Here is a 19191-nt window from a genome sequence, read left to right as displayed (position 1 = left end):
AATGAAAACGCCGGGTAGGAACCCGGCGTGGTAATAGTGTGATTTTTGTCGGGTTTCTAGAACTTGTTGTCCGCAATGCGTAGCTGACGCGCGCGAGACAGGATCGCATCTTCGACGGCGCGCGACGTTGCAGCGCTGACCGGAGAACCGCCACTGGTCTGAAGAGCTACGGACAAAGAACGCGCTTCCAAAGCGGGATCACTGATGTGAACTGTCGCGCGATAGGAACGCCCGCCGCCGGGCGGTGTGCCATAACCCGTTACGATCACTCCGGTAAACGGATCGACCTCTTGGATCGGCAAGAAATTCAGCACATCCAGCGACGCGGCCCACAGATAGCGATTTACCTGAGTGACCTGCTCTGAGGTGTTCGGGCCGAATACGTCCCAGATCGTCGAACGATTCGGGTCATTCAGTTCGCGTTCCTCTGTCGAGCTGCCATCAGCGGTCAACACACTTGCATCGCCAGGCGGTGGCCCTCCGCAGGCTGATAAGGCAGCCGTTACCATGATCAAACCTGGAATCGTAATACGGCGCATCGTTGGAAGGTCCCGTGTCACTTGTTTTGCTCTGTCGAGTGATACTCCTAGACAAGGACCCGTACAGCAACAACCCTATTCTTTTATGATCGACTCGCGCGAACCGCACGATCCGTTGAATTCGACTGTGGCATCCTTGCACCAATTTGGGCCGAATGACGTCTTTGCGTTTATGCCAAGCTTGCGCAACGGGGGCAAAAAAAGCGAAACGGTGTCCGTGCTGAGACGCGTGCTTTGCATGTGTCGAGTAGAAAATCTTTGAAACCGAGGGAAACAAGATGAAAAAAGTTCTCTTCGCAACGACCGCACTGATTGCAACCGCAAGTGTTGCAGCGGCCGAAGTAAAGTTCAGCGGTTACGGCCGCTTTGGTCTGGGATACCTGGAAGACCGTACAGGTACCGTTGACGCAATTGGTGGTGGTGAAGCGACCGGCGTAGAAACCGACGAAACCATCCTGGTCTCGCGCTTCCGTCTGAACATCGACGGAATCGTTGAAACTGACGGTGGCGTTCGCTTTGAAGGCCGTGTTCGTCTGCAGGCAGACGAAGATGCCGGCAACGGCGAAGCAAACTCCGCTGGCCTGAACGGCGCACGCTTCTCGGTCATCTTCGGTGGTCTGCGTGTTGACGCCGGTAACGTAGCCGGTTCGTTCGACAACTTGGCAAACTACTACGGTAACGAGCCTGGCCTGGAAAGCTTCATTGGTCAGTACTCGGGCGTCGACTATGACTTCCTGGCGTACTCGTCGACCGGTTCGGGCGCAAACGCTGTGTTCTTCCAGTACGCAGTTGGCGACTTCGCCTTCGGCGCGTCGTATGACCAGCGCACATTTGCTGACGAAGCTGTTGCGGGTGCGGACACTGATGATGCAGACCGCTGGGACATCAGCGCGACCTACACCTTCGGTAACGTGACTGCCGCTCTGGCCTACGGTCAGACCAGCGGTCTGGGCGACGCCGACAAGCAGAGCCTGACCGTTCTGACCCTGGGTGCAGAATTCGGTGACTTCTCCGGTACTCTGTTCGTCGCAGACGATGACGTTGCAAACGATGACCGCAACGGCACCGCATACGGTCTGTCGGCAGCCTACAACCTGGGCGCGGCAACCACTCTGACCTTCGCTTACGGTGACGGTTCGGCAGACGACGATCTGCAGCAGTACGGCATCGGTGCCATCTACGACCTGGGTGGCGGTGCATCGCTGCGCGGTGGTATCGGCAACCAGAAGCGTGGCGACGGCGACAGCCAGCTGCGTGCCGACTTTGGTGCTCAGTTCAACTTCTAAGTTGGTCTGAACCACAAGGTTCAAGGGCAGGTCTTCGGACCTGCCCTTTTCTTTTGCCGCCACATGGTGTTTTGCTGCTGCAAACGCAGAATGAGGGACCCATGTCGCTGCAAGAAATCACCGATCGAATAGCCAAAGCTGAATCTGCGGCAGGACGCGCCGAAGGCTCGGTGCAATTAATCGCGGTTTCCAAGGTGCAACCTAACGACCGGGTCGAAGCCGTATTGAAGCAGGGCCACCGGTGTTTCGGAGAAAACCGTGTGCAGGAAGCCGCTGGCAAATGGCCTGCATTTCGCGAGAGTTTTCCGGACATCGATCTGCATCTGATCGGTCCATTGCAAACAAACAAGGCACGGCAGGCGATTGAGCTTTGCAATGCCATCCATTCAGTTGATCGACCAAAGCTCGCCAAAACATTGGCGCGATTGGTGCAAGAGATGGGTAAGTGCCCTGATCTTTTTATACAGATCAACACAGGCGAAGAGGATCAGAAAGCCGGTACTCTTCCACAAGATGCTGATGCGTTCATTGCTGAGTGCCGCAGCCTGGACCTGCCCGTCCGAGGTTTGATGTGCATTCCACCGGTTGAAGAAGAACCCGCGTTGCACTTCGCGCTATTGGCAAAAATCGCAGAGCGGAATGGGCTGAAGGGTTTGTCGATGGGAATGAGCAGTGATTTTGAATCGGCAATCGCCTTGGGTGCCACACATGTCCGTGTTGGGTCTGCCATTTTCGGGGCGCGGGTTAAGCCTCAGGGATGATCAGCCGTGTGCCCGGCGTGATTTTTTGGGCAATCCAACGTAGGTGATCGCGCCTGAATGCGATGCAGCCTTCGGTCGGAAACCGTGGGCGTCGCCATTGATGCAGGAAGATGGCCGATCCCCGACTGGGTTCTGAATTGGGATAGTTCCAATCGGTTATCAAGATCAGGTCATAAAGCGGATCTGGGCGACGCAGTTTTTCGTGACTGAAATCATGAGGCGCCCGCACCAAATGGTTATACGCATCGTCCTCTACGTCGTCTGACCATAAATCGCGCGGTCCGATCGGTCGTGCCCAATGCGCCGGCCGTGGCATTCGGTCTGCGCGATAGAGCATACCCACAATGTGATGCACACCTGTTGGTGTTGTTCCGTCACCTTCCTGCTTGGTTGGGCTCAAGCCCCCTTTGCCTATAGCGCAGGGGAACAGGTGCCCGAGAAACCGAATGCCACGTGGTGTAAGAACCAGATCGCTTGGTGTCACAGCAGGTGGCCTGACTTTGCCGCTTTGGTCGCCAGATACGCGCGGTTGAAATCTGTTTCACCTACTTTCAACGGAACACGTTCGGTGACGGCGATACCTGTGCGTTCCATCATCGCGATTTTTGCAGGGTTGTTGGTCAGCAGACGGACCGAATTGAAGCCCAGCGATTTCAGGATATCCGAGCCGAGCCTGAAATCCCGTTCATCGTCTTCGAATCCAAGCCGGTGATTGGCCTCGACTGTGTCAAATCCCTGATCCTGAAGAAAATAGGCGCGCATTTTGTTGGCGAGCCCGATCCCACGTCCTTCCTGATTCAGATAGAGCAGGACACCCGCACCCTCGTCCCCCATCTGGGCCAAGGCCCCGCGCAGTTGCGGGCCACAGTCACATTTCAGGCTGCCCATGAGATCGCCAGTGAAACAGGCCGAATGCAGCCGCGCGAGGACGGGCTTGTCGCGGTCGGGGCGACCGATTTCAACCGCATAGTGTTCCTCTCCACCATCTTCGGGGCGGAATACATGCAGGCGCCCGGCCTCTGACACTTCCATCGGCAGGCGTGCGGCGACGACAGGGTGCAGAGCACTGCGATCTGTCAGATGTGGCGCGGCCCGGGCATGGTCAATGCAGGTCAGACCATGATCTGCCGCAAATTCGCGCCCGTCTTGAATAGGGGCGACGACGGCGGCCGGAAGCAAGTGCGCCGACTTGGCCAACGCAATAGCGATCCGGTGCAGATTTGCGCTGCCTTGCCGTTCGGTCATCAGCGGGCCCTTCATCGGGGCGTTCAGATCATCGGACGGGTCGGCCACCGCCTGCACCCAGCTCAGCCCAGCATCCGCCGGGATCATGACGCGAGCAAGATCGCCGTCATATGCACGCGCTTTAAGTGTTTCAGCGCGCCGAACCGTGATGGCGACAACGGGATCCCCGCCCAAGCCGCGCAAATCGGCCAACCTTTGCGGGCTCAGGGTCTCGGTGGCGAATGCGAGTACTCCAAATCCCAGTTCGTCGGTCAGAACAACGGGAACACCCATACGCAGGTCAGCCCGCGCCCGTGCCAGCAATTCGGTGATGTCGGGAGTGAGACTCATGCAGTTTACCTTGAAACGATCAGACCCTGTCCTACCCCGATCACTGGAAAATGTGAAACATTTCCTCGGCGTCAGACACGAGGGCGTGAGACGACTGCAGTAAATCTTGCTGATTGCATTCTTCATACGCAAGTGATGGAAAAGGCTTAGGAGGACCGTACATGGCTCAGCTCAAGAAAATCCTGCTGGTGGATGACGACGAAGACCTGCGCGAAGCGCTCAGCGAGCAACTTGTCATGACCGAAGACTTTGACGTGTTCGAGGCGTCCGATGGCGCGTCAGCAATGGAACGCGCGCGCGAAGCAATATACGATCTGGTGATTCTGGATGTCGGCCTGCCGGATACCGATGGCCGTGAGCTGTGTCGCCTGATGCGCAAGCAGGGCGTCAAAAGCCCGGTGCTGATGCTGACTGGGCACGACAGCGATGCTGACACGATCCTGGGTCTTGATGCTGGCGCAAATGATTATGTCAGCAAGCCTTTTAAATTTCCGGTTCTTCTGGCCCGGATTCGGGCCCAACTGCGCCAGCATGAACAATCCGAGGATGCGGTCTTTGTTCTGGGGCCCTACACCTTCAAACCGGCCATGAAGATGCTGATGACCGAAGATGATCGCAAGATCCGCCTGACCGAGAAAGAGACTAACATTCTCAAGTTCCTCTATCGATCAACTGACGGCGTTGTTGCACGTGATGTTCTGTTGCACGAAGTCTGGGGTTACAACGCGGGCGTTACAACACACACGCTTGAAACCCATATCTATCGTCTGCGTCAGAAGATTGAACCCGACCCGTCGAATGCACGCCTTTTGGTCACAGAATCGGGCGGATATCGCCTTGTTGCTTGACTAATGGTGGATTGACTTGGATCAAAGTGATACTCTGTAGGTATCTTTAGATTACTCCCAACCCGCGCATGTCCGGGTTATGACATGCACCTCCCTGTTGGACTGCCGGGCCTGATGGCCCGGCTTTTTTTGTCGAGTGCAACTGTATCGTGCAGGGCGATAACGGCACCGGGCATCCGATTTCATTCAATGAAATCGGACCGGAAACTTTGCAAGTTTCCGTAACCGCCGGGTCAGGCAACATTGCTTTGTTTTTCGATGGCACCTCGCTTGGCGCCGCGCTAACCTGCGGCAACTTCGACAAAGGAACCCCCGGATATGCCCTTCACCCTTGCCACATGGAACATCAATTCGGTCCGCCTGCGCGAGCCTATCGTTCTGAAATTGCTGCAGGAAGAGGCACCGGATGTGCTGTGTCTACAGGAATGCAAATCGCCGGTCGACAAAATCCCGACCGAAGGGTTCGCCGAGCTGGGCTATACGCATATGATCGCGCGCGGCCAGAAGGGGTATAACGGCGTCGCCATCCTGTCGCGCCTTCCGCTTGAGGAAGTAGGGGATAAGGATTTCGCGGGTCTGGGTCATGCGCGACACATTGCGGGGCGGTTGGAGAATGGCGTGACCATTCATAATTTCTATGTCCCCGCTGGGGGCGACGTGCCGGATCGCGAAGTGAACGAGAAGTTTGGCCAAAAGCTGGATTACCTCGCTGACATGCGCGATTGGTTCCATGCGGAAAAGCCGAAAAAGTCCATTCTGGTGGGCGATCTGAATATTGCGCCCCGCGAAGATGATGTCTGGTCGCACAAGCAGTTGCTGAAGGTGGTTTCACATACGCCGATCGAGGTTGAAACGCTGGCCGAGACTCAGGATGCAGGTGGCTGGGTCGATATCACCCGGCAGGATATTCCCGAGGGCCAGCTATACAGCTGGTGGTCTTATCGGGCACGAGATTGGGATGCCGCCGACAAGGGACGCAGGCTGGATCATGTCTGGGCTACGCCCGATATCTCGAACGCGGGTCATTCCAGCCGCATTCTGCGCGACGCGCGCGGATGGGAAAAACCCAGTGATCATGCCCCGGTATTTGCCACGTTTGACGTCTGACCGAAGCAAATTCGCCGAACTCCCCCCTTGGTTTCTGCCGCATTGGACTGCATATAGGGCGCAAGTTCGAACCAGAGAGAATAAGCCATGGACCTTCTGAACGGCGCAGGCAGCCCCCAAGCCACTGATCTGATTAAAGACGGGACCGAGGCCACCTTCATGGCCGATGTGGTCGAAGCCTCACAAGAAACGCCGATCATCGTTGACTTCTGGGCGCCTTGGTGCGGCCCCTGCAAAACGCTGGGCCCGGCGTTGGAAGAGGCCGTGACCGCTGCCAAAGGTGCGGTCAAGATGGTCAAGATCAACGTGGACGAAGCGCAGATGATTGCAGGACAACTGCGCATCCAGTCGATTCCGATGGTCTATGCATTTCACAAAGGCCAACCGATCGACGGGTTTCAGGGCGCTTTGCCAGGGTCCGAGATCAAGGCCTTCATAGATCGTGTGATCGAAGCCGCGGGCGGTGAAAGCCCGGGTGGTCAACTAGATGATGCTGTCCAAGCTGCCGAAGAAATGTTGACCGAGGGGGCCGCTGTAGACGCGGCACAGACTTTTGCCGCCATACTGGGTGAAGACCCCAATCACGCTGCCGCTTATGGCGGGTTGGTGCGCGCGCATATTGCATCGGGGGATCTGGATCAGGCTGAGGCGATCCTCAATGGCGCTCCTGCCGAGATTTCCACTTCACCCGAGGTTGAAGCGGCCCATGCGCAACTGGAATTGGCCAAGCAGGCTGCAGATGCTGGTCCGGTAGGTGAGTTGACTGCAACAGTTGAGGCCGAGCCAGACAACCATCAAGCCCGTTTCGATCTGGCGCAGGCCCTGCATGCCAATGGCGATGTCGAAGAGGCAGTGGCTCAACTGTTGGAATTGTTCCGCCGCGATCGCGAGTGGAATGATGGGGCAGCAAAGGCGCAGCTCTTCACAATTTTCGATGCGCTCAAGCCCAATGACCCGATTGTTCTGAACGGGCGGCGCAAGCTCAGCTCGATGATATTTGCCTAATCCCCGATCAGAACTAAACTCGGGTACATGATGCATCCTGCCGATTTGCCGGAAACGGTATCCGTTTTCCCTTTGCCCGGAGCGCTGCTGCTGCCACGGTCTCGCCTGCCGCTGCATATTTTTGAGCCGCGCTACCTACAGATGCTGGACGACGCGCTGAAAACGCAAGAACGCCTGATCGGGATGGTGCAACCGAATACCTGTCAGGGCGACGAAACCAAGCTGCACCAGATCGGCTGCGCTGGACGGGTCACCCAGTTTTCCGAGACCGAAGATGGCAGGTATCTGATTACGCTGACGGGAATCTCTCGGTTCAGGGTCAAATCAGAGTTGGACAGTTTCACCCCGTATCGCCGGGTTTCGGTGTCCTGGGACGGGTTTGACCGTGATCTGGGCAAGGCCGAGGTGGATGACGGTTTTGATCGGAACAGGTTCCTGCGGCTGTTGGAACGGTTTTTTTCGTCCCGTCAGTTGTCCACCGATTGGGACACAATGAAAGATGCCGATGATGAGCTTTTGGTCAATTCCCTGTCCATGATGCTGGAATTTGACCCGGAGGAAAAGCAGGCTTTGCTTGAGGCCCCCTGCCTGCGCACCCGGCGCGAGACATTGGTGACATTGATTGAATTCGCCATGCGCGGTGGATCGAATGAGGAAAAACTGCAATGAGCGATACCGAACACGCCTTTGACCGCCATATGCTTGAGGCGTTGATTTGTCCGCAGACCCACACGACGCTGCACTATGATGCCGAACGGCAAGAGCTGGTGTCAAAAGCCGCCGCTCTGGCCTTTCCAATCCGCAACGGTATTCCAGTGATGCTAGTGGATGAGGCCCGAGAGCTGGACTAGATCGAGTGTCCCTGCAGCAGTTTCGGCAGATCTCCGGTCAGACCTGCAGCCTCGCGCACGAAACCTCGGCGCAGCCCGGGCAGCGATCCGACGATACCCATTCCAATATCCCGACCTATGCGGAGCAGGGGATTGTCGTTCGAAAACAGCTTGTTGAACACATCAGTCGCCATCGCAAGCGAGGCGGTGTCGAACCGGCGCCACTCCTGATAGCGCTCCAGCACAAGCGTTGATCCGATATCCTCGCCACGTCGTCCCGCAAGGGTCAGAACCTCGGCCAATGCACCGACATCACGCAGACCTGCGTTCAGGCCTTGCCCGGCGATGGGGTGCATGCCATGGGCGGCGTCTCCGACCAAAGCCAACCGGTCCGAGATGAAGGAATTGGCGATGGTCAGGTTCAACGGGTATGTGAACCGGTCACCCTGCAGGCGGATATCCCCCAGGAAATCGCCAAAGCGCGGGCGCAGAACTTGTAGGTAATCTGCCTCGGGCAGCGCATTGATCTGCGCGGACGTATCAGTGCGTTCGCTCCAGACGATGGAACTGCGGTTCCCGGTCAGCGGCAGAATCGCCAACGGGCCGGGGGGCATGAAGAACTGATGGGCGATACCGTGATGCGGCAGCTCGTGTTCAATGGCGCAAACCAGAGCGGTCTGGCCATAGTCCCAGCCGGTTCGCTTGATTCCGGCGCGCATAGCGGTCCCGCTGCGGCGGCCATCGCAACCCACCAGTAGGCTGCCGGACAAGGTGGCTCCGTCATCCAGCGTCAGCGTTGCCCCGTTTGCCGAGATGTCCTGAGACACGACCGTTTTGCCGCTGATTTCGGTAATCCCGTCTTGTTCGGTCATGGCCTCCAGAAAAGCCCGCCGCAGGTGGCGATCTTCGACCATATAGCCCATCGGGCCTTCTTCGATCTCGGCATGGTCGAAATGCATAAAGAACGGGGAAGGTCCGGCACCGGCATGACCATCCGTTACCTTGATCTCCAGCATCGGCTGGGCGCGCTCTTCCACCTTTTCCCAAACGCCTATCGCGTCGAGCAGACGTTGCGACGCCAATGCCAGCGCATAGGCGCGCCCGTCGAAGGCCGCATTCTTGCGCACTTTCTCTGCCAGAGCGTCAACAACCGTGACTGAATGCCCGGTTTGGGCCAGCGCCAGCGCAAGGGCAGGGCCGTTCAGGCCACCACCAACGATCAGGATATCGGATCTGTGTTCCATGTGCTGCAATATGCGCGCCCTTTCGGGATTGTCCATGTGCGGTCCTGTCGCTACCGTCCGATCACGGAATTACTCGGGAGGGGACCGGATGCAAGACTGGTTGACCATGACGGCATGTGATTTGGGCCGTTGTATCGGAATGGGGCAGATTGATCCGGTTGAACTGACAGAAACTTATCTGAGCGCGATTGACGCCCATCCACATCGCGATCGGATCTATGCCCGGGTGACCCACGATCGCGCCCGCGCCGAGGCCCTTGCGGCGCAAGAGCGGGCCAAGCTTGGCCTGCGTCGGTCTTTGTTGGATGGCGTCCCGATCAGCTGGAAAGACCTGTTTGACACGGCAGGCGTAGGGACCGAGGCCGGTTCGGCCCTGTTGGAAGGCCGCGTGCCCGAATCCGATGCGCACGTAGTGCGGAACGCGACCGCGATGGGTACGGTCTGTCTGGGTAAAACGCATATGAGCGAATTGGCGTTCTCGGGTTTGGGCCTCAACCCAGTGACGGCTACGCCTCCATGCGTGAATGACGAAGAGGCCGTACCCGGAGGTTCGTCCTCAGGGGCAGGGGCCTCGGTGGCTTGGGGGCTTGCTGCAGGCGGCGTTGGCTCGGACACGGGTGGATCGGTGCGGATTCCCTCGGCCTGGAACGATCTGGTGGGGCTGAAAACCACGGCGGGGCGCGTTAGCCTTGAGGGCGTCGTGCCGCTGTGTCTGAAATTCGATACCGTTGGGCCTCTGGCGCGATCAGTTGAGGACGCCGCACATATGCTTGCCGCGCTTGAGGGCACCGCCCCGGCTGATCTGCGCGGGGCGTCATTGATCGGTCGCCGCTTTGCTGATTTGCAGAACGTCGCCAAGGACGATCTGCGCGAAGCTCCAGCCAACGCCTATGATGAGGCGCTGGCGCGCCTGAAAGAGGCCGGGGCCGAGATCGTTCCGCTTGACGTGCCTGAGCTGAACGAAGCGATGAGCCTGTCGGGTGTGCTCTATACAACCGAAGCCTACGGCTTGTGGCGAGATGTGATAGAAGCGAACCCCGAAGCGATGTATCCCGAAATCCTTGAACGGTTCCGAATGGGCAAGGCCTATTCCGGCCCCGATTACGTGGCTGCTTGGTCGAAACTAACCGCTTGTCGACAGGCTTGGGATGCGGCCACTGCGGGCTTTGACGCCGTGCTTGCGCCGACGGCCCCGATCCTACCGCCCAATCTCGACCGGTTGATGAATGATCATGACTACTATGTTACCGAAAATCTCTTGGCTCTCCGCAACACCCGGATCGGCAATCTGATGGGGCTTGCGGCACTGACTTTGCCCACGGGAACACCCGGTTGCGGGCTGATGATGTTGGGCTATCCGGGGTCGGAAGAGGCCTTGTTACGGCTCGGGTCAGCAGCCGAAAGCGCTTTGACCTGAATGCCACAATCCCCTGATTCGGCACCTCTTTGTCTGGACGAAGCCCGGGTCGATCTGTAATCTGCCATAAAACGGGGCGCAAAATGACCCCGAAATTGAGGCAGTATCATGAATTTCCCCGAGCGGTTTTCGAACCTACCGGAATACGCATTTCCGCGTCTACGCGCCCTGTTGGATCATCATCAGCCGGGTGGTGAAGTCGTTCACATGACCATTGGCGAGCCCAGGCATGATTTCCCATCTTGGGTGACCGACGTGATCATGGAAAACGCCGCCGGGTTTCAGGGCTATCCCCCGAACGAAGGCTCACCTGAATTGCGCGCAGCGATCACGGGTTGGATCAACCGCCGCTATGGTGTGCCGATGGATGCAGATGCCAATGTGATGGCACTGAACGGTACACGCGAGGGTCTTTATAACGCTGCAATGGCGCTCTGCCCCGAGCAGAAAAACGGGCAGCAACCGATCATTCTGTGCCCGAACCCCTTCTATCAGGTCTACATGGTTGCCTCGATTTCGGTCGGTGCGCAGCCATATTTCGTGCCGGCAACTGCTGCCACTGGCCATTTGCCAGACTATGCAGGCCTGCCCGAAGAGGTTCTGAACCGTACTGCTGTAGCCTATATCTGCTCGCCCGCGAACCCTCAGGGGGCGGTCGCCTCGCGCGATTACTGGGCCGAGCTGATTCAATTGGCTGAAAAGTACGATTTCCGTATCTTTGCCGATGAATGCTATTCCGAAATCTACCGCGACGCCGCGCCGGTTGGCGCGCTGACCGTTGCGCAGGAACTGGGTGCTGACCCCGAACGTGTCACGCTGTTCAACTCTCTGTCCAAGCGGTCGAACTTGGCCGGGCTGCGGTCGGGGCTGATCGCAGGTGGACCTGAAACAATCAGCCGTGTCAAACTGTTGCGCAGCTATGCGGGTGCCCCTTTGCCCGCCCCGCTGCAGGCCGCCGCCGTCAAGGTTTGGGCGGATGAAGCGCATGTGCAGGAAAACCGCGCGCTGTATCAGGAGAAATACGCCGTCGCGGATGAGGTTTTCGCAGGCGTACAGGGCTACATGCCGCCCGAGGCCGGGTTCTTCCTGTGGCTACCCGTCGAAAACGGCGAAGAAACCGCATTGAAGCTTTGGCAGGAAACCGGCGTACGGGTTCTGCCGGGTGCATATCTTTCTCAAGGTGATCCGGGGCAAAACCCGGGCGAGCAATTTATCCGGGTCGCGATGGTGGCCCCAAAAACAGAGATGAAGCGCGGGCTGATTACACTCCGCGACTGCATCTATTCGTGAGGTACGAGGGCAAAATGGCATCATATAACGCGCGAAACCGTGACCCGCTGCTGGACAGCAACACGCAAGCCGCCATTGAACGGCGTAGCAAAGAACTGATCGGGATCGCTTTGATCCTGTTGGGGTTGGCCGCTGCAGCGATGATCTGGTCCTATACGCCCGATGATCCAAACTGGATGGTTTCGACCGATGCGCCCGTGCAAAACTGGATGGGGCGCATTGGGGCCTCGATTGCCGCGCCGTTGTTTATGATCGTGGGTTGGGGCAGCTTGGGTGTCGCCTTGGTGCTGATCACTTGGGGCGTTCGATTTGCAGGTCATTTAGGTGAAGACCGTGCCATTGCCCGCCTGATTTTTGCGCCGATCTGGATCGCCGTTCTGGCTGTCTATGCAGCGACTCTGGTACCGGGTGCCGAATGGCGGGCGACGCACAGCTATGGCTTGGGCGGTCTATTCGGCGATACAGTGATGGGCGCGATTTTGACGTTGTTGCCGATCTCATCGCATTTCCTGGTCAAGCTGATGTCGCTGGCGATGGCGGTCGGTATGCTGGCTCTGGGTGTATTTGTGTTGGGTTTCGGCAAAGCGGACGTTCGCAATGGCTTCCGGGCGTTTCTGTTGGGACTGGTCATGGCCTATGATCTGTTGATGAACGCGCTGGGACGCGGGGCATCGGCGACAGCGCGGGCAGCACGGGACCGGAAGGCCCAATGGGCCGAGCGCAAGGCCGAACGTGCAGTTCCGGTTCAGGCGGATTTTGACGACGACCTGGCCTACGCTGATCCGGTCTTTGAAGACCCTGAGATTGAAGCGCAGGAACCTGTCGCCAAGACAGGCCTTCTGGCTCGGATGCCTTCCCTGATCCGTCGTCCTGACCCAATGCCCGAGCCTGAGTTGGTCGAAAACGTTGCGGTCGAAGGGTATTACGACATGCCGGGTGAGGATCGCATCAGGTCCAAGATATCCGCCGCTGTGCGCAATCGTAAAGTGGCCGCTGGTGTGCTAACGCCCGAACCCGATCCCAACTTGCCATTGACCAAAGGGCGGGGCAGGGGACCGGACCCGTTGATTTTGAACTCTGGCGCGGCAGACGAGTTGCCGCCCGAACCCCCGATGACCTCTGCAGGTTTGCCACCCGAACCACCGCTGACAGCAGGATCTGATGTTGAGACGCTGGCGGCTGACTCCGAGGCTGATAATTGGATGCAGCAGGACTATGTTTCCGAACCGGACTATGATGATGAGGCCGTGTTTGATGATGCCCCCGAACCCGCGCTCCAACCGAGACAGGCTGTCAAGATTCCTGTCGCTGAGCCGCGTAAACCTGTAGTAGCTCAACCGGTCCGACGCACTCCTCCACCTTCGCGCAGGGCGCAAGCCGAAGCACAGCCGACACTTTCTTTCGAGGAACGGCATTCTGATTTCGAACTGCCACCGCTGGGCCTTCTGTCCAACCCTGCAAGCATCCAACGCCATCACCTAAGCGATGAGGCGCTCGAGGAAAATGCGCGGATGCTGGAAAACGTGCTGGATGACTACGGCGTCAAGGGTGAGATCGTCAGCGTCCGCCCCGGTCCGGTTGTGACCATGTACGAATTGGAGCCTGCACCGGGTTTAAAAGCCAGCCGTGTGATCGGTTTGGCCGACGATATCGCGCGCTCAATGTCGGCTTTGTCCGCGCGGGTTTCAACTCTACCGGGGCGCTCGGTTATTGGCATTGAACTGCCCAATGAAAACCGTGAGATGGTGGTGCTGCGCGAAATCCTCGCCAGTCGCGATTTCGGCGATGGCAACCATGCGCTGCCCTTGGCGTTAGGCAAGGATATCGGCGGTGAGTCCGTGGTGGCGAACTTGGCAAAAATGCCTCACCTCTTGATCGCTGGTACGACCGGTTCCGGTAAGTCGGTGGCAATCAATACGATGATCCTGTCGCTGCTTTATAAGCTAACGCCGGATGAGTGCCGCCTGATCATGATCGACCCCAAGATGCTGGAACTGTCGGTCTATGACGGTATCCCGCACCTGCTCTCGCCTGTTGTGACCGACCCGAAAAAGGCGGTTGTGGCCCTGAAATGGGTCGTGGGCGAGATGGAGGATCGCTATCGCAAAATGTCCAAAATGGGCGTGCGCAATATCGCGGGCTACAATGGCCGCGTGAAGGATGCGCTGTCCAAGGGCGAGATGTTCAGCCGCACGGTCCAGACCGGCTTTGACGATGAAACTGGCGAGCCAATGTTCGAGACCGAAGAATTCGCGCCCGAAGCAATGCCTTATATCGTTGTGATCGTCGACGAGATGGCTGACCTGATGATGGTCGCGGGCAAGGAGATCGAGGCCTGCATCCAGCGTCTGGCGCAGATGGCGCGGGCTTCGGGCATTCACCTGATCATGGCGACGCAGCGTCCCTCGGTCGATGTGATCACCGGGACGATCAAGGCGAACTTCCCAACGCGGATTTCGTTCCAGGTGACCTCGAAAGTCGACAGCCGCACCATTTTGGGCGAGATGGGTGCCGAGCAACTGCTTGGGCAGGGCGACATGCTGTATATGGCGGGCGGGGCGAAGATCACCCGTTGCCACGGTCCGTTTGTCTCGGATGAAGAGGTCGAAGAAATCGTCAACCACCTGAAACAGTTCGGTCCGCCGGCCTACATGAGCGGCGTGGTCGATGGCCCGGCCGAGGAAAAGGCTGACAATATCGACGCTGTTCTGGGCCTGAACACGGGTGGCAACACGAACGGAGAAGACGCCCTTTACGATCAGGCAGTGGCGATTGTGATCAAAGATCGCAAATGCTCGACGTCCTACATTCAGCGAAAACTTGCCATTGGCTACAACAAAGCTGCGCGGCTTGTTGAGCAGATGGAGGACGAAGGCGTTGTTTCCGGGGCAAATCACGTTGGAAAACGCGAAATCCTCGTCCCCGAGCAGTAAGATATTTAATAACAAGGGCAGAACGCCTATCTGGGTCCTATGAAACAGATTGCTTTTGCCCTTGCCTTGACACTGGCTGCGCCCGCCGCGTGGGCGGCTGAAAAGCTGCCACTGTCGCAAATCTCTAACTACCTGAACCAGATGAAGACGGTTCAGACCACATTCACGCAGGTGAATGATGACGGATCGCTTAGCACCGGTAAGCTGTGGCTCGAGCGGCCCGGAAAAATGCGGTTCGAATATGATCCGCCCAACAGCGCGGTAGTTTTGGCGCGGTCGGGGACGGTGCAGATCTTTGACCCGAAATCCAATCAGCCGCCCGAACAGTACCCGCTGAAACGCACACCGCTGTCACTGGTGTTGGCGCGGAATGTCAATCTGGGGCAAGCCAATATGGTTGTTGGGCACGATTTTGACGGTACCGCCACGGTTGTGACGGCTCAGGACCCCAAGAATCCGGAAAGCGGGCGGATCGAGTTAATGTTTACATCCAATCCGGTTGAGCTGCGCAAATGGGTGATCCACGACAACGCTGGAAGTCAAACGACCGTACTGCTGGGGCCGTTGACTGAAGGCGGAAACCTCGATTCCAGCGTGTTTTCAAGCAAAACCCGTATCAGGTCAGACGATCGCTGACCTGACAGGGTTTGTTTAGTAACGGCAGTTCGCCAGCTGCGCCTGATACAGTTGCGCTCGGGCGTCTACATCGTTCGCAACGTTCAACAGCCAAGATTTGCTGTTGTAGCTGCCACGAGCGTAGCCGGTTTGCCCTTCGTGATAGGCCAGGTATTGGTTGCGCGCGTCGGTGGGATGAATCCCGTTCCGCTCATAGCTTTTGTTCATGTACCAGCCAATGAAATCCGACGCATCACGGATGCGATCCCGCTTGGCGCGGCGTTTGCCGGTTTCGCGTTGATACTGCTCCCACGTGCCATCAAGTGCCTGACCATAGCCGTAAGCACTGCTTTGGCGACCCATCGGGATCACGCCCAGCACGTATTTGTGCGGTGTGCGCGCATCTGCGCGATAACGGCTTTCTTGGTAAATCGTGGCCATCTGAACGTGAACGGGGACACCCCATTTGCGTTCGGTGCTTTTGAAGGCCTTGATATAATCGGGTTTTTCGCGCGCTATGCTGCACGCGTCATTCAGTCTGCTCGGTGGCTGTTTGGACCCGCCACCACAGGATGCCAAAAGCAGCACCCCGAAGAGTACGAAAAGAATTCTGCTCATGTGCCTCGTGCCTTTTTTCTTTATTCTAGCGCAGATTGAGCTCTGAGGAAATCACAATCGTTACAGAATAATAGCGAGAATTATCGGTAATGCGGCGACCGACAATACTGTCGAGACCATGACCATGCCTGCAACCGCGTCGGAATCCACATCAAACCGCTCTGCCAGCAGGTATGAGGTGACGGCGACCGGCGCACATATTTGCAAAACCAGAACTCCGAAAGCTACAGGACCCAGTTCAAAACTGATGGCAAGAACCCAGCCCAACCCGAAGCACACCGCGAGTTTCAGCAAGGACAACCATATAGCCTGTTGCAGCTTCTGTGTTGTCAGGCGTGCAATCGCGACCCCAAGGGTGATCAGCATCATAGGCACCGCCATCTGGCCCAACAGTTCCAGCGTGTTGGTTAGAAACAGTGGCGTCTGCCATCCACGCCACAGAAACAATGCCCCCAGCAGCGTGGCCCAGACCATCGGCTCGCGCAGAACCTTGCCAAAGGCGCCGCGCCCCGCGACCAGATAGATACCGTAGGTAAAAGAAAACAGAGCGGTTACGGCCAAAAAGATCACCGCGAAACCCAATCCAGCCTGCCCAAAGGCAAAGATGCACAAAGGCAGGCCCAGATTCCCAGTGTTACCGAAGATAAGAGGTGACAGATAGGTCCGCTGCTCAAGCCCTGAGGCACGTACAAAGACCCAGAAAACCACCGCCAAAGCAACATGTGATGCAATCGCAGCGAGCGTGAAAACGGTCAATTCACCGCCAGGAATGTCGGTTTGCATCAAAGCTACGAAGATCAGGCTGGGCACCGCAAGCGTCACCGCAAACCGCGTGACAAATTGCAGCCGATACTCGAACCCGAGCTTGACCCACGCAAACCCGATCCCGGCCAGAAGGAACACCGGGGCAACGATTTCGAACACTGTTAGGAGTAGGTTCACAGACTGTTTCCCCGAATTTCAGCTCATTGGTTGGCTTTTCTGCCCGAAAAGATGTACTAAATGCTTTGGGGGCCGAAACAATGCTAAAGACACAAGCCAAGTACCGCCTGGGACAGGTGGTTCGACACCGTAGACACCCTTTTCGAGGGGTTATTTTTGATGTCGATCCGGAATTCTCGAACTCGGAGGAATGGTATCAGGCCATTCCTGAAGACAGTCGCCCGCTGAAGGATCAGCCGTTCTATCATTTGCTGGCTGAGAATGATCAATCCTTCTATGTCGCTTATGTTTCAGAACAAAATCTGGTTGAGGACCAATCGGGTGAGCCGGTAGACCATCCCGATATCCCCAACATGTTCGGCCCGTTTCAGGATGGATCTTATCCGCTGCACTTTCAGTTGAACTGAATATGTCCGTCATAATGGCGTGTGTCAGTAGCCTAATGCGCAACCATCTTTACGGGGATCGCTAGCACCTTCCAGAACTCCGTTTGAACAGATTCGAATGGCTTGCGCACCACCCAGAGATGTTTCCGGTATTTGGACAGTGTGCCCCATATCGGATAATTGTTGCAGAACGGCATCGGAATAGCCTCGCTCGATTTTCAGAACACCCCCATCTGCAAATGCCCGAGGCGCATCGATGGCTTCCTGCAGCTCCATGTCGAAATCCGTGAGATTTGACACTAGCCGAGCGTGTCCGGTTGGTTGATAGGCACCTCCCATGACACCAAAGGGCATCGCGATGCGGCCTTGGGCGCGCAACATTCCCGGTATGATTGTGTGCATTGGTCGCTTTCCACCGGCAAGCTCATTTGGATGACCGGGTTCGAGGTTGAAACCAGCACCCCGATTCTGCAGCAAAATGCCGAACTTTTCCGAAGCGATGCCCGACCCGAACCCGTGGTAGATCGAATAAATAAGTGAAACGGCCATGCGATCCCGGTCAACCACGGTGATATAGACGGTGTCTTTGTGAACAGACTCGGTCAAGGGAGCGGCGGCAGCCATGGCGCGTTTCGGATTGATCAGCGCGGCAAGTTGGGCGGCTGTCTCAGGTGCAAGAAAATGAGCCATCCGCGTGCTGTGGTCGGGATCGGCGATGAAACGATTGCGTGCGTCGTAGGCCAGTTTGCTGGCCTCGGCTTCGATATGTACGCGTTCAGCCCCCCAAGGGTCCATTGCGGCCAGATCGAAGTGCTTCAAGATATTCAGCAACAGGATTGCCGTCGCGCCCTGACCATTCGGTGGGTGCTCGACCAGTTCGACACTGCCATAATCTCCGCTGACGGGCACAGTTTCATCGCTTTGCACGGCCGCGAAATCCTGCGCAGTCTGTACTCCACCCAGATCGGACAGGGCCGCAAGCATGTCATCGGCAATCTCACCAGAATAAAATGCCTTTTGACCGTGTTGGGCAATGCGCCGAAGAACTTCTGCCTGACCGGGGGCGCGAAAAACCTGCCCGGTTTGCAAGGGTTTGCCGTCAATCAGATAATGATCACGGGCCGCGCCTTGCAGGGTGGACGCGCTGTTCATCCAATCAAAGGCAACGCGTGGAGCCACCGGAACACCTGACTCGGCATAATGGATTGCGGGTTGCAGAATTGCTTCCAGGCCCAGCCGACCTTCGGTTTTTGCTAGACGGCAGAATGCCTCAACCGCTCCGGGAATTGTCACGGCATCCGGGCTGGTCTCGGGAACCGAATTTAAACCGCGATCCCGCAATGCCTGTGCATCCGCTGTTGCCGCGGCCCGACCCGAACCGTTTAGTGCGCGAACAGTCTGCTCGCCTGCGCGATTGTACAGAACAAAGCAATCTCCGCCCAAGCCGGTCATTTGCGGCTCGCAAATACCCAGAAGCACCGCGCCTGCAATGGCTGCGTCCATGGCATTGCCGCCCTGCTGCAGAATATCCAGCGCGATTTTGGCGGCCAACGGATGGGACGTTGCGCACATCCCTTCGGTTGCCAAAACTTCAGAACGGCCTGTCTTGTGAAAATCGCGCATGGGTCTTTCCTTCTGCAAACACGCAGACACTAAGCCGCAGCTGGGAATTGTCCAATGCTATCAGAGGAAGGAGGTCCTCGGCGCCGCTCACTGGGTGGGGGCTGTGACGCTAGGCGCCGAGGGAAGCTATCTGAGCTACCCCTTACTTATGACCTTTGTTTGCGGCGCGACA

19 protein-coding genes are annotated in these 19191 nt (G+C 57.4%); 12 read left to right on the top strand and 7 right to left on the bottom strand.

Going from position 1 to position 19191, the window contains the following annotated elements:
- Positions 1–56: 56 nt before the first annotated feature.
- Positions 57–539 (bottom strand): DUF3576 domain-containing protein, encoded by a 483-nt coding sequence (locus ACR0EN_RS06500; RefSeq protein ID WP_170398884.1) that lies wholly within the window; start codon positions 537–539, stop codon positions 57–59.
- A 278-nt stretch (positions 540–817) separates the two neighbouring features.
- On the opposite strand from ACR0EN_RS06500, the gene ACR0EN_RS06495 reads away from it, so the two are divergent.
- On the top strand, positions 818–1825 hold the full coding sequence (locus ACR0EN_RS06495; RefSeq protein WP_170398881.1) for a porin: 1008 nt from the start codon (positions 818–820) through the stop codon (positions 1823–1825).
- Between the two features lie 101 nt (positions 1826–1926).
- Entirely contained in the window at positions 1927–2586 is a 660-nt protein-coding gene (locus tag ACR0EN_RS06490) for a YggS family pyridoxal phosphate-dependent enzyme (RefSeq protein ID WP_480585798.1), read from the top strand.
- Here ACR0EN_RS06490 and ACR0EN_RS06485 read toward each other — a convergent pair.
- Positions 2570–3070 (bottom strand): L,D-transpeptidase family protein, encoded by a 501-nt coding sequence (locus tag ACR0EN_RS06485; RefSeq protein WP_170406691.1) that lies wholly within the window; start codon positions 3068–3070, stop codon positions 2570–2572. The two genes, ACR0EN_RS06490 and ACR0EN_RS06485, sit on opposite strands and share 17 nt — an antisense overlap.
- Positions 3067–4161 (bottom strand): GTP cyclohydrolase II, encoded by a 1095-nt coding sequence (ribA, locus tag ACR0EN_RS06480; RefSeq protein ID WP_170425856.1) that lies wholly within the window; start codon positions 4159–4161, stop codon positions 3067–3069. The genes ACR0EN_RS06485 and ribA overlap by 4 nt, the downstream gene beginning before the upstream one ends.
- A gap of 161 nt (positions 4162–4322) precedes the next feature.
- Between ribA and ACR0EN_RS06475 the strand changes: the two genes are divergently transcribed.
- The 5 genes from ACR0EN_RS06475 (at position 4323) to ACR0EN_RS06455 (ending at position 7972) form a co-directional block, all read left to right on the top strand.
- On the top strand, positions 4323–5009 hold the full coding sequence (locus ACR0EN_RS06475) for a response regulator transcription factor (protein WP_170398869.1): 687 nt from the start codon (positions 4323–4325) through the stop codon (positions 5007–5009).
- A gap of 318 nt (positions 5010–5327) precedes the next feature.
- Positions 5328–6116, top strand: a complete 789-nt coding sequence (locus ACR0EN_RS06470; protein ID WP_170425855.1) for an exodeoxyribonuclease III — start codon at positions 5328–5330, stop codon at positions 6114–6116.
- 87 nt (positions 6117–6203) lie between these two features.
- Positions 6204–7121, top strand: a complete 918-nt coding sequence (locus ACR0EN_RS06465; protein WP_170398864.1) for a thioredoxin family protein — start codon at positions 6204–6206, stop codon at positions 7119–7121.
- A 27-nt stretch (positions 7122–7148) separates the two neighbouring features.
- Complete coding sequence (locus ACR0EN_RS06460; RefSeq protein ID WP_170398861.1) at positions 7149–7790, top strand: LON peptidase substrate-binding domain-containing protein; 642 nt, start codon at positions 7149–7151, stop codon at positions 7788–7790.
- Complete coding sequence (locus ACR0EN_RS06455; RefSeq protein WP_170398842.1) at positions 7787–7972, top strand: Trm112 family protein; 186 nt, start codon at positions 7787–7789, stop codon at positions 7970–7972. Before ACR0EN_RS06460 ends, ACR0EN_RS06455 begins: the two co-directional genes overlap by 4 nt.
- Here ACR0EN_RS06455 and ACR0EN_RS06450 read toward each other — a convergent pair.
- Entirely contained in the window at positions 7969–9231 is a 1263-nt protein-coding gene (locus tag ACR0EN_RS06450; protein ID WP_480585795.1) for an FAD-dependent monooxygenase, read from the bottom strand. The two genes, ACR0EN_RS06455 and ACR0EN_RS06450, sit on opposite strands and share 4 nt — an antisense overlap.
- Before the next feature lie 52 nt (positions 9232–9283).
- Here ACR0EN_RS06450 and ACR0EN_RS06445 point away from each other — a divergent pair, with 52 nt between their 5' ends.
- The 4 genes from ACR0EN_RS06445 (at position 9284) to ACR0EN_RS06430 (ending at position 15471) form a co-directional block, all read left to right on the top strand.
- On the top strand, positions 9284–10612 hold the full coding sequence (locus ACR0EN_RS06445; protein ID WP_480585792.1) for an amidase: 1329 nt from the start codon (positions 9284–9286) through the stop codon (positions 10610–10612).
- Between the two features lie 108 nt (positions 10613–10720).
- Positions 10721–11902 carry an aminotransferase class I/II-fold pyridoxal phosphate-dependent enzyme gene (locus ACR0EN_RS06440; RefSeq protein ID WP_170818418.1) on the top strand — a complete coding sequence of 394 codons (1182 nt, stop codon included), beginning with the start codon at positions 10721–10723 and terminating at the stop codon, positions 11900–11902.
- Positions 11903–11916: 14 nt separating this feature from the next.
- Positions 11917–14835, top strand: coding sequence for a DNA translocase FtsK (locus tag ACR0EN_RS06435; protein WP_480585789.1), 2919 nt, complete (start codon positions 11917–11919; stop codon positions 14833–14835).
- 39 nt (positions 14836–14874) lie between these two features.
- Positions 14875–15471: a LolA family protein gene (locus ACR0EN_RS06430; protein WP_170398828.1), complete on the top strand. Its 597-nt coding sequence runs from the start codon at positions 14875–14877 to the stop codon at positions 15469–15471.
- A 15-nt stretch (positions 15472–15486) separates the two neighbouring features.
- On the opposite strand, the gene ACR0EN_RS06425 is transcribed toward ACR0EN_RS06430, so the two are convergent.
- Positions 15487–16068 (bottom strand): transglycosylase SLT domain-containing protein, encoded by a 582-nt coding sequence (locus ACR0EN_RS06425; protein WP_170425842.1) that lies wholly within the window; start codon positions 16066–16068, stop codon positions 15487–15489.
- Positions 16069–16128: 60 nt separating this feature from the next.
- A complete protein-coding gene (locus ACR0EN_RS06420; protein ID WP_480585786.1) occupies positions 16129–17010 on the bottom strand; it encodes an AEC family transporter in 882 nt (293 codons plus the stop codon).
- Positions 17011–17090: 80 nt separating this feature from the next.
- Here ACR0EN_RS06420 and hspQ point away from each other — a divergent pair, with 80 nt between their 5' ends.
- The gene (gene hspQ, locus ACR0EN_RS06415; protein WP_170398818.1) at positions 17091–17417 is read left to right on the top strand and encodes a heat shock protein HspQ; all 327 of its coding nucleotides are present in this window, start codon (positions 17091–17093) and stop codon (positions 17415–17417) included.
- 24 nt (positions 17418–17441) lie between these two features.
- On the opposite strand, the gene ggt is transcribed toward hspQ, so the two are convergent.
- A complete protein-coding gene (ggt, locus tag ACR0EN_RS06410; RefSeq protein ID WP_480585782.1) occupies positions 17442–19019 on the bottom strand; it encodes a gamma-glutamyltransferase in 1578 nt (525 codons plus the stop codon).
- Between the last annotated feature and the right edge of the window lie 172 nt (positions 19020–19191).

The sequence above is a fragment of the Ruegeria sp. AB7 genome (assembly GCF_056542625.1).
This window is presented reverse-complemented; position numbering and strand designations above follow the sequence as displayed.

Bases quoted from the DNA above. Each gene is read 5' to 3' on its own strand.
- ACR0EN_RS06490 (WP_480585798.1), top strand. From the start codon at position 1,927: ATGTCGCTGCAAGAAATCACCGATCGAATAGCCAAAGCTGAATCTGCG.
- ACR0EN_RS06465 (WP_170398864.1), top strand. From the start codon at position 6,204: ATGGACCTTCTGAACGGCGCAGGCAGCCCCCAAGCCACTGATCTGATT.
- ACR0EN_RS06425 (WP_170425842.1), bottom strand. From the start codon at position 16,068: ATGAGCAGAATTCTTTTCGTACTCTTCGGGGTGCTGCTTTTGGCATCC.
- ACR0EN_RS06430 (WP_170398828.1), top strand. From the start codon at position 14,875: ATGAAACAGATTGCTTTTGCCCTTGCCTTGACACTGGCTGCGCCCGCC.
- ACR0EN_RS06460 (WP_170398861.1), top strand. From the start codon at position 7,149: ATGATGCATCCTGCCGATTTGCCGGAAACGGTATCCGTTTTCCCTTTG.
- ggt (WP_480585782.1), bottom strand. From the start codon at position 19,019: ATGCGCGATTTTCACAAGACAGGCCGTTCTGAAGTTTTGGCAACCGAA.
- ACR0EN_RS06445 (WP_480585792.1), top strand. From the start codon at position 9,284: ATGCAAGACTGGTTGACCATGACGGCATGTGATTTGGGCCGTTGTATC.
- ACR0EN_RS06450 (WP_480585795.1), bottom strand. From the start codon at position 9,231: ATGGACAATCCCGAAAGGGCGCGCATATTGCAGCACATGGAACACAGA.
- ACR0EN_RS06470 (WP_170425855.1), top strand. From the start codon at position 5,328: ATGCCCTTCACCCTTGCCACATGGAACATCAATTCGGTCCGCCTGCGC.
- ACR0EN_RS06495 (WP_170398881.1), top strand. From the start codon at position 818: ATGAAAAAAGTTCTCTTCGCAACGACCGCACTGATTGCAACCGCAAGT.
- ACR0EN_RS06455 (WP_170398842.1), top strand. From the start codon at position 7,787: ATGAGCGATACCGAACACGCCTTTGACCGCCATATGCTTGAGGCGTTG.
- ACR0EN_RS06440 (WP_170818418.1), top strand. From the start codon at position 10,721: ATGAATTTCCCCGAGCGGTTTTCGAACCTACCGGAATACGCATTTCCG.
- ACR0EN_RS06435 (WP_480585789.1), top strand. From the start codon at position 11,917: ATGGCATCATATAACGCGCGAAACCGTGACCCGCTGCTGGACAGCAAC.
- ACR0EN_RS06500 (WP_170398884.1), bottom strand. From the start codon at position 539: ATGCGCCGTATTACGATTCCAGGTTTGATCATGGTAACGGCTGCCTTA.
- ACR0EN_RS06475 (WP_170398869.1), top strand. From the start codon at position 4,323: ATGGCTCAGCTCAAGAAAATCCTGCTGGTGGATGACGACGAAGACCTG.
- ribA (WP_170425856.1), bottom strand. From the start codon at position 4,161: ATGAGTCTCACTCCCGACATCACCGAATTGCTGGCACGGGCGCGGGCT.
- hspQ (WP_170398818.1), top strand. From the start codon at position 17,091: ATGCTAAAGACACAAGCCAAGTACCGCCTGGGACAGGTGGTTCGACAC.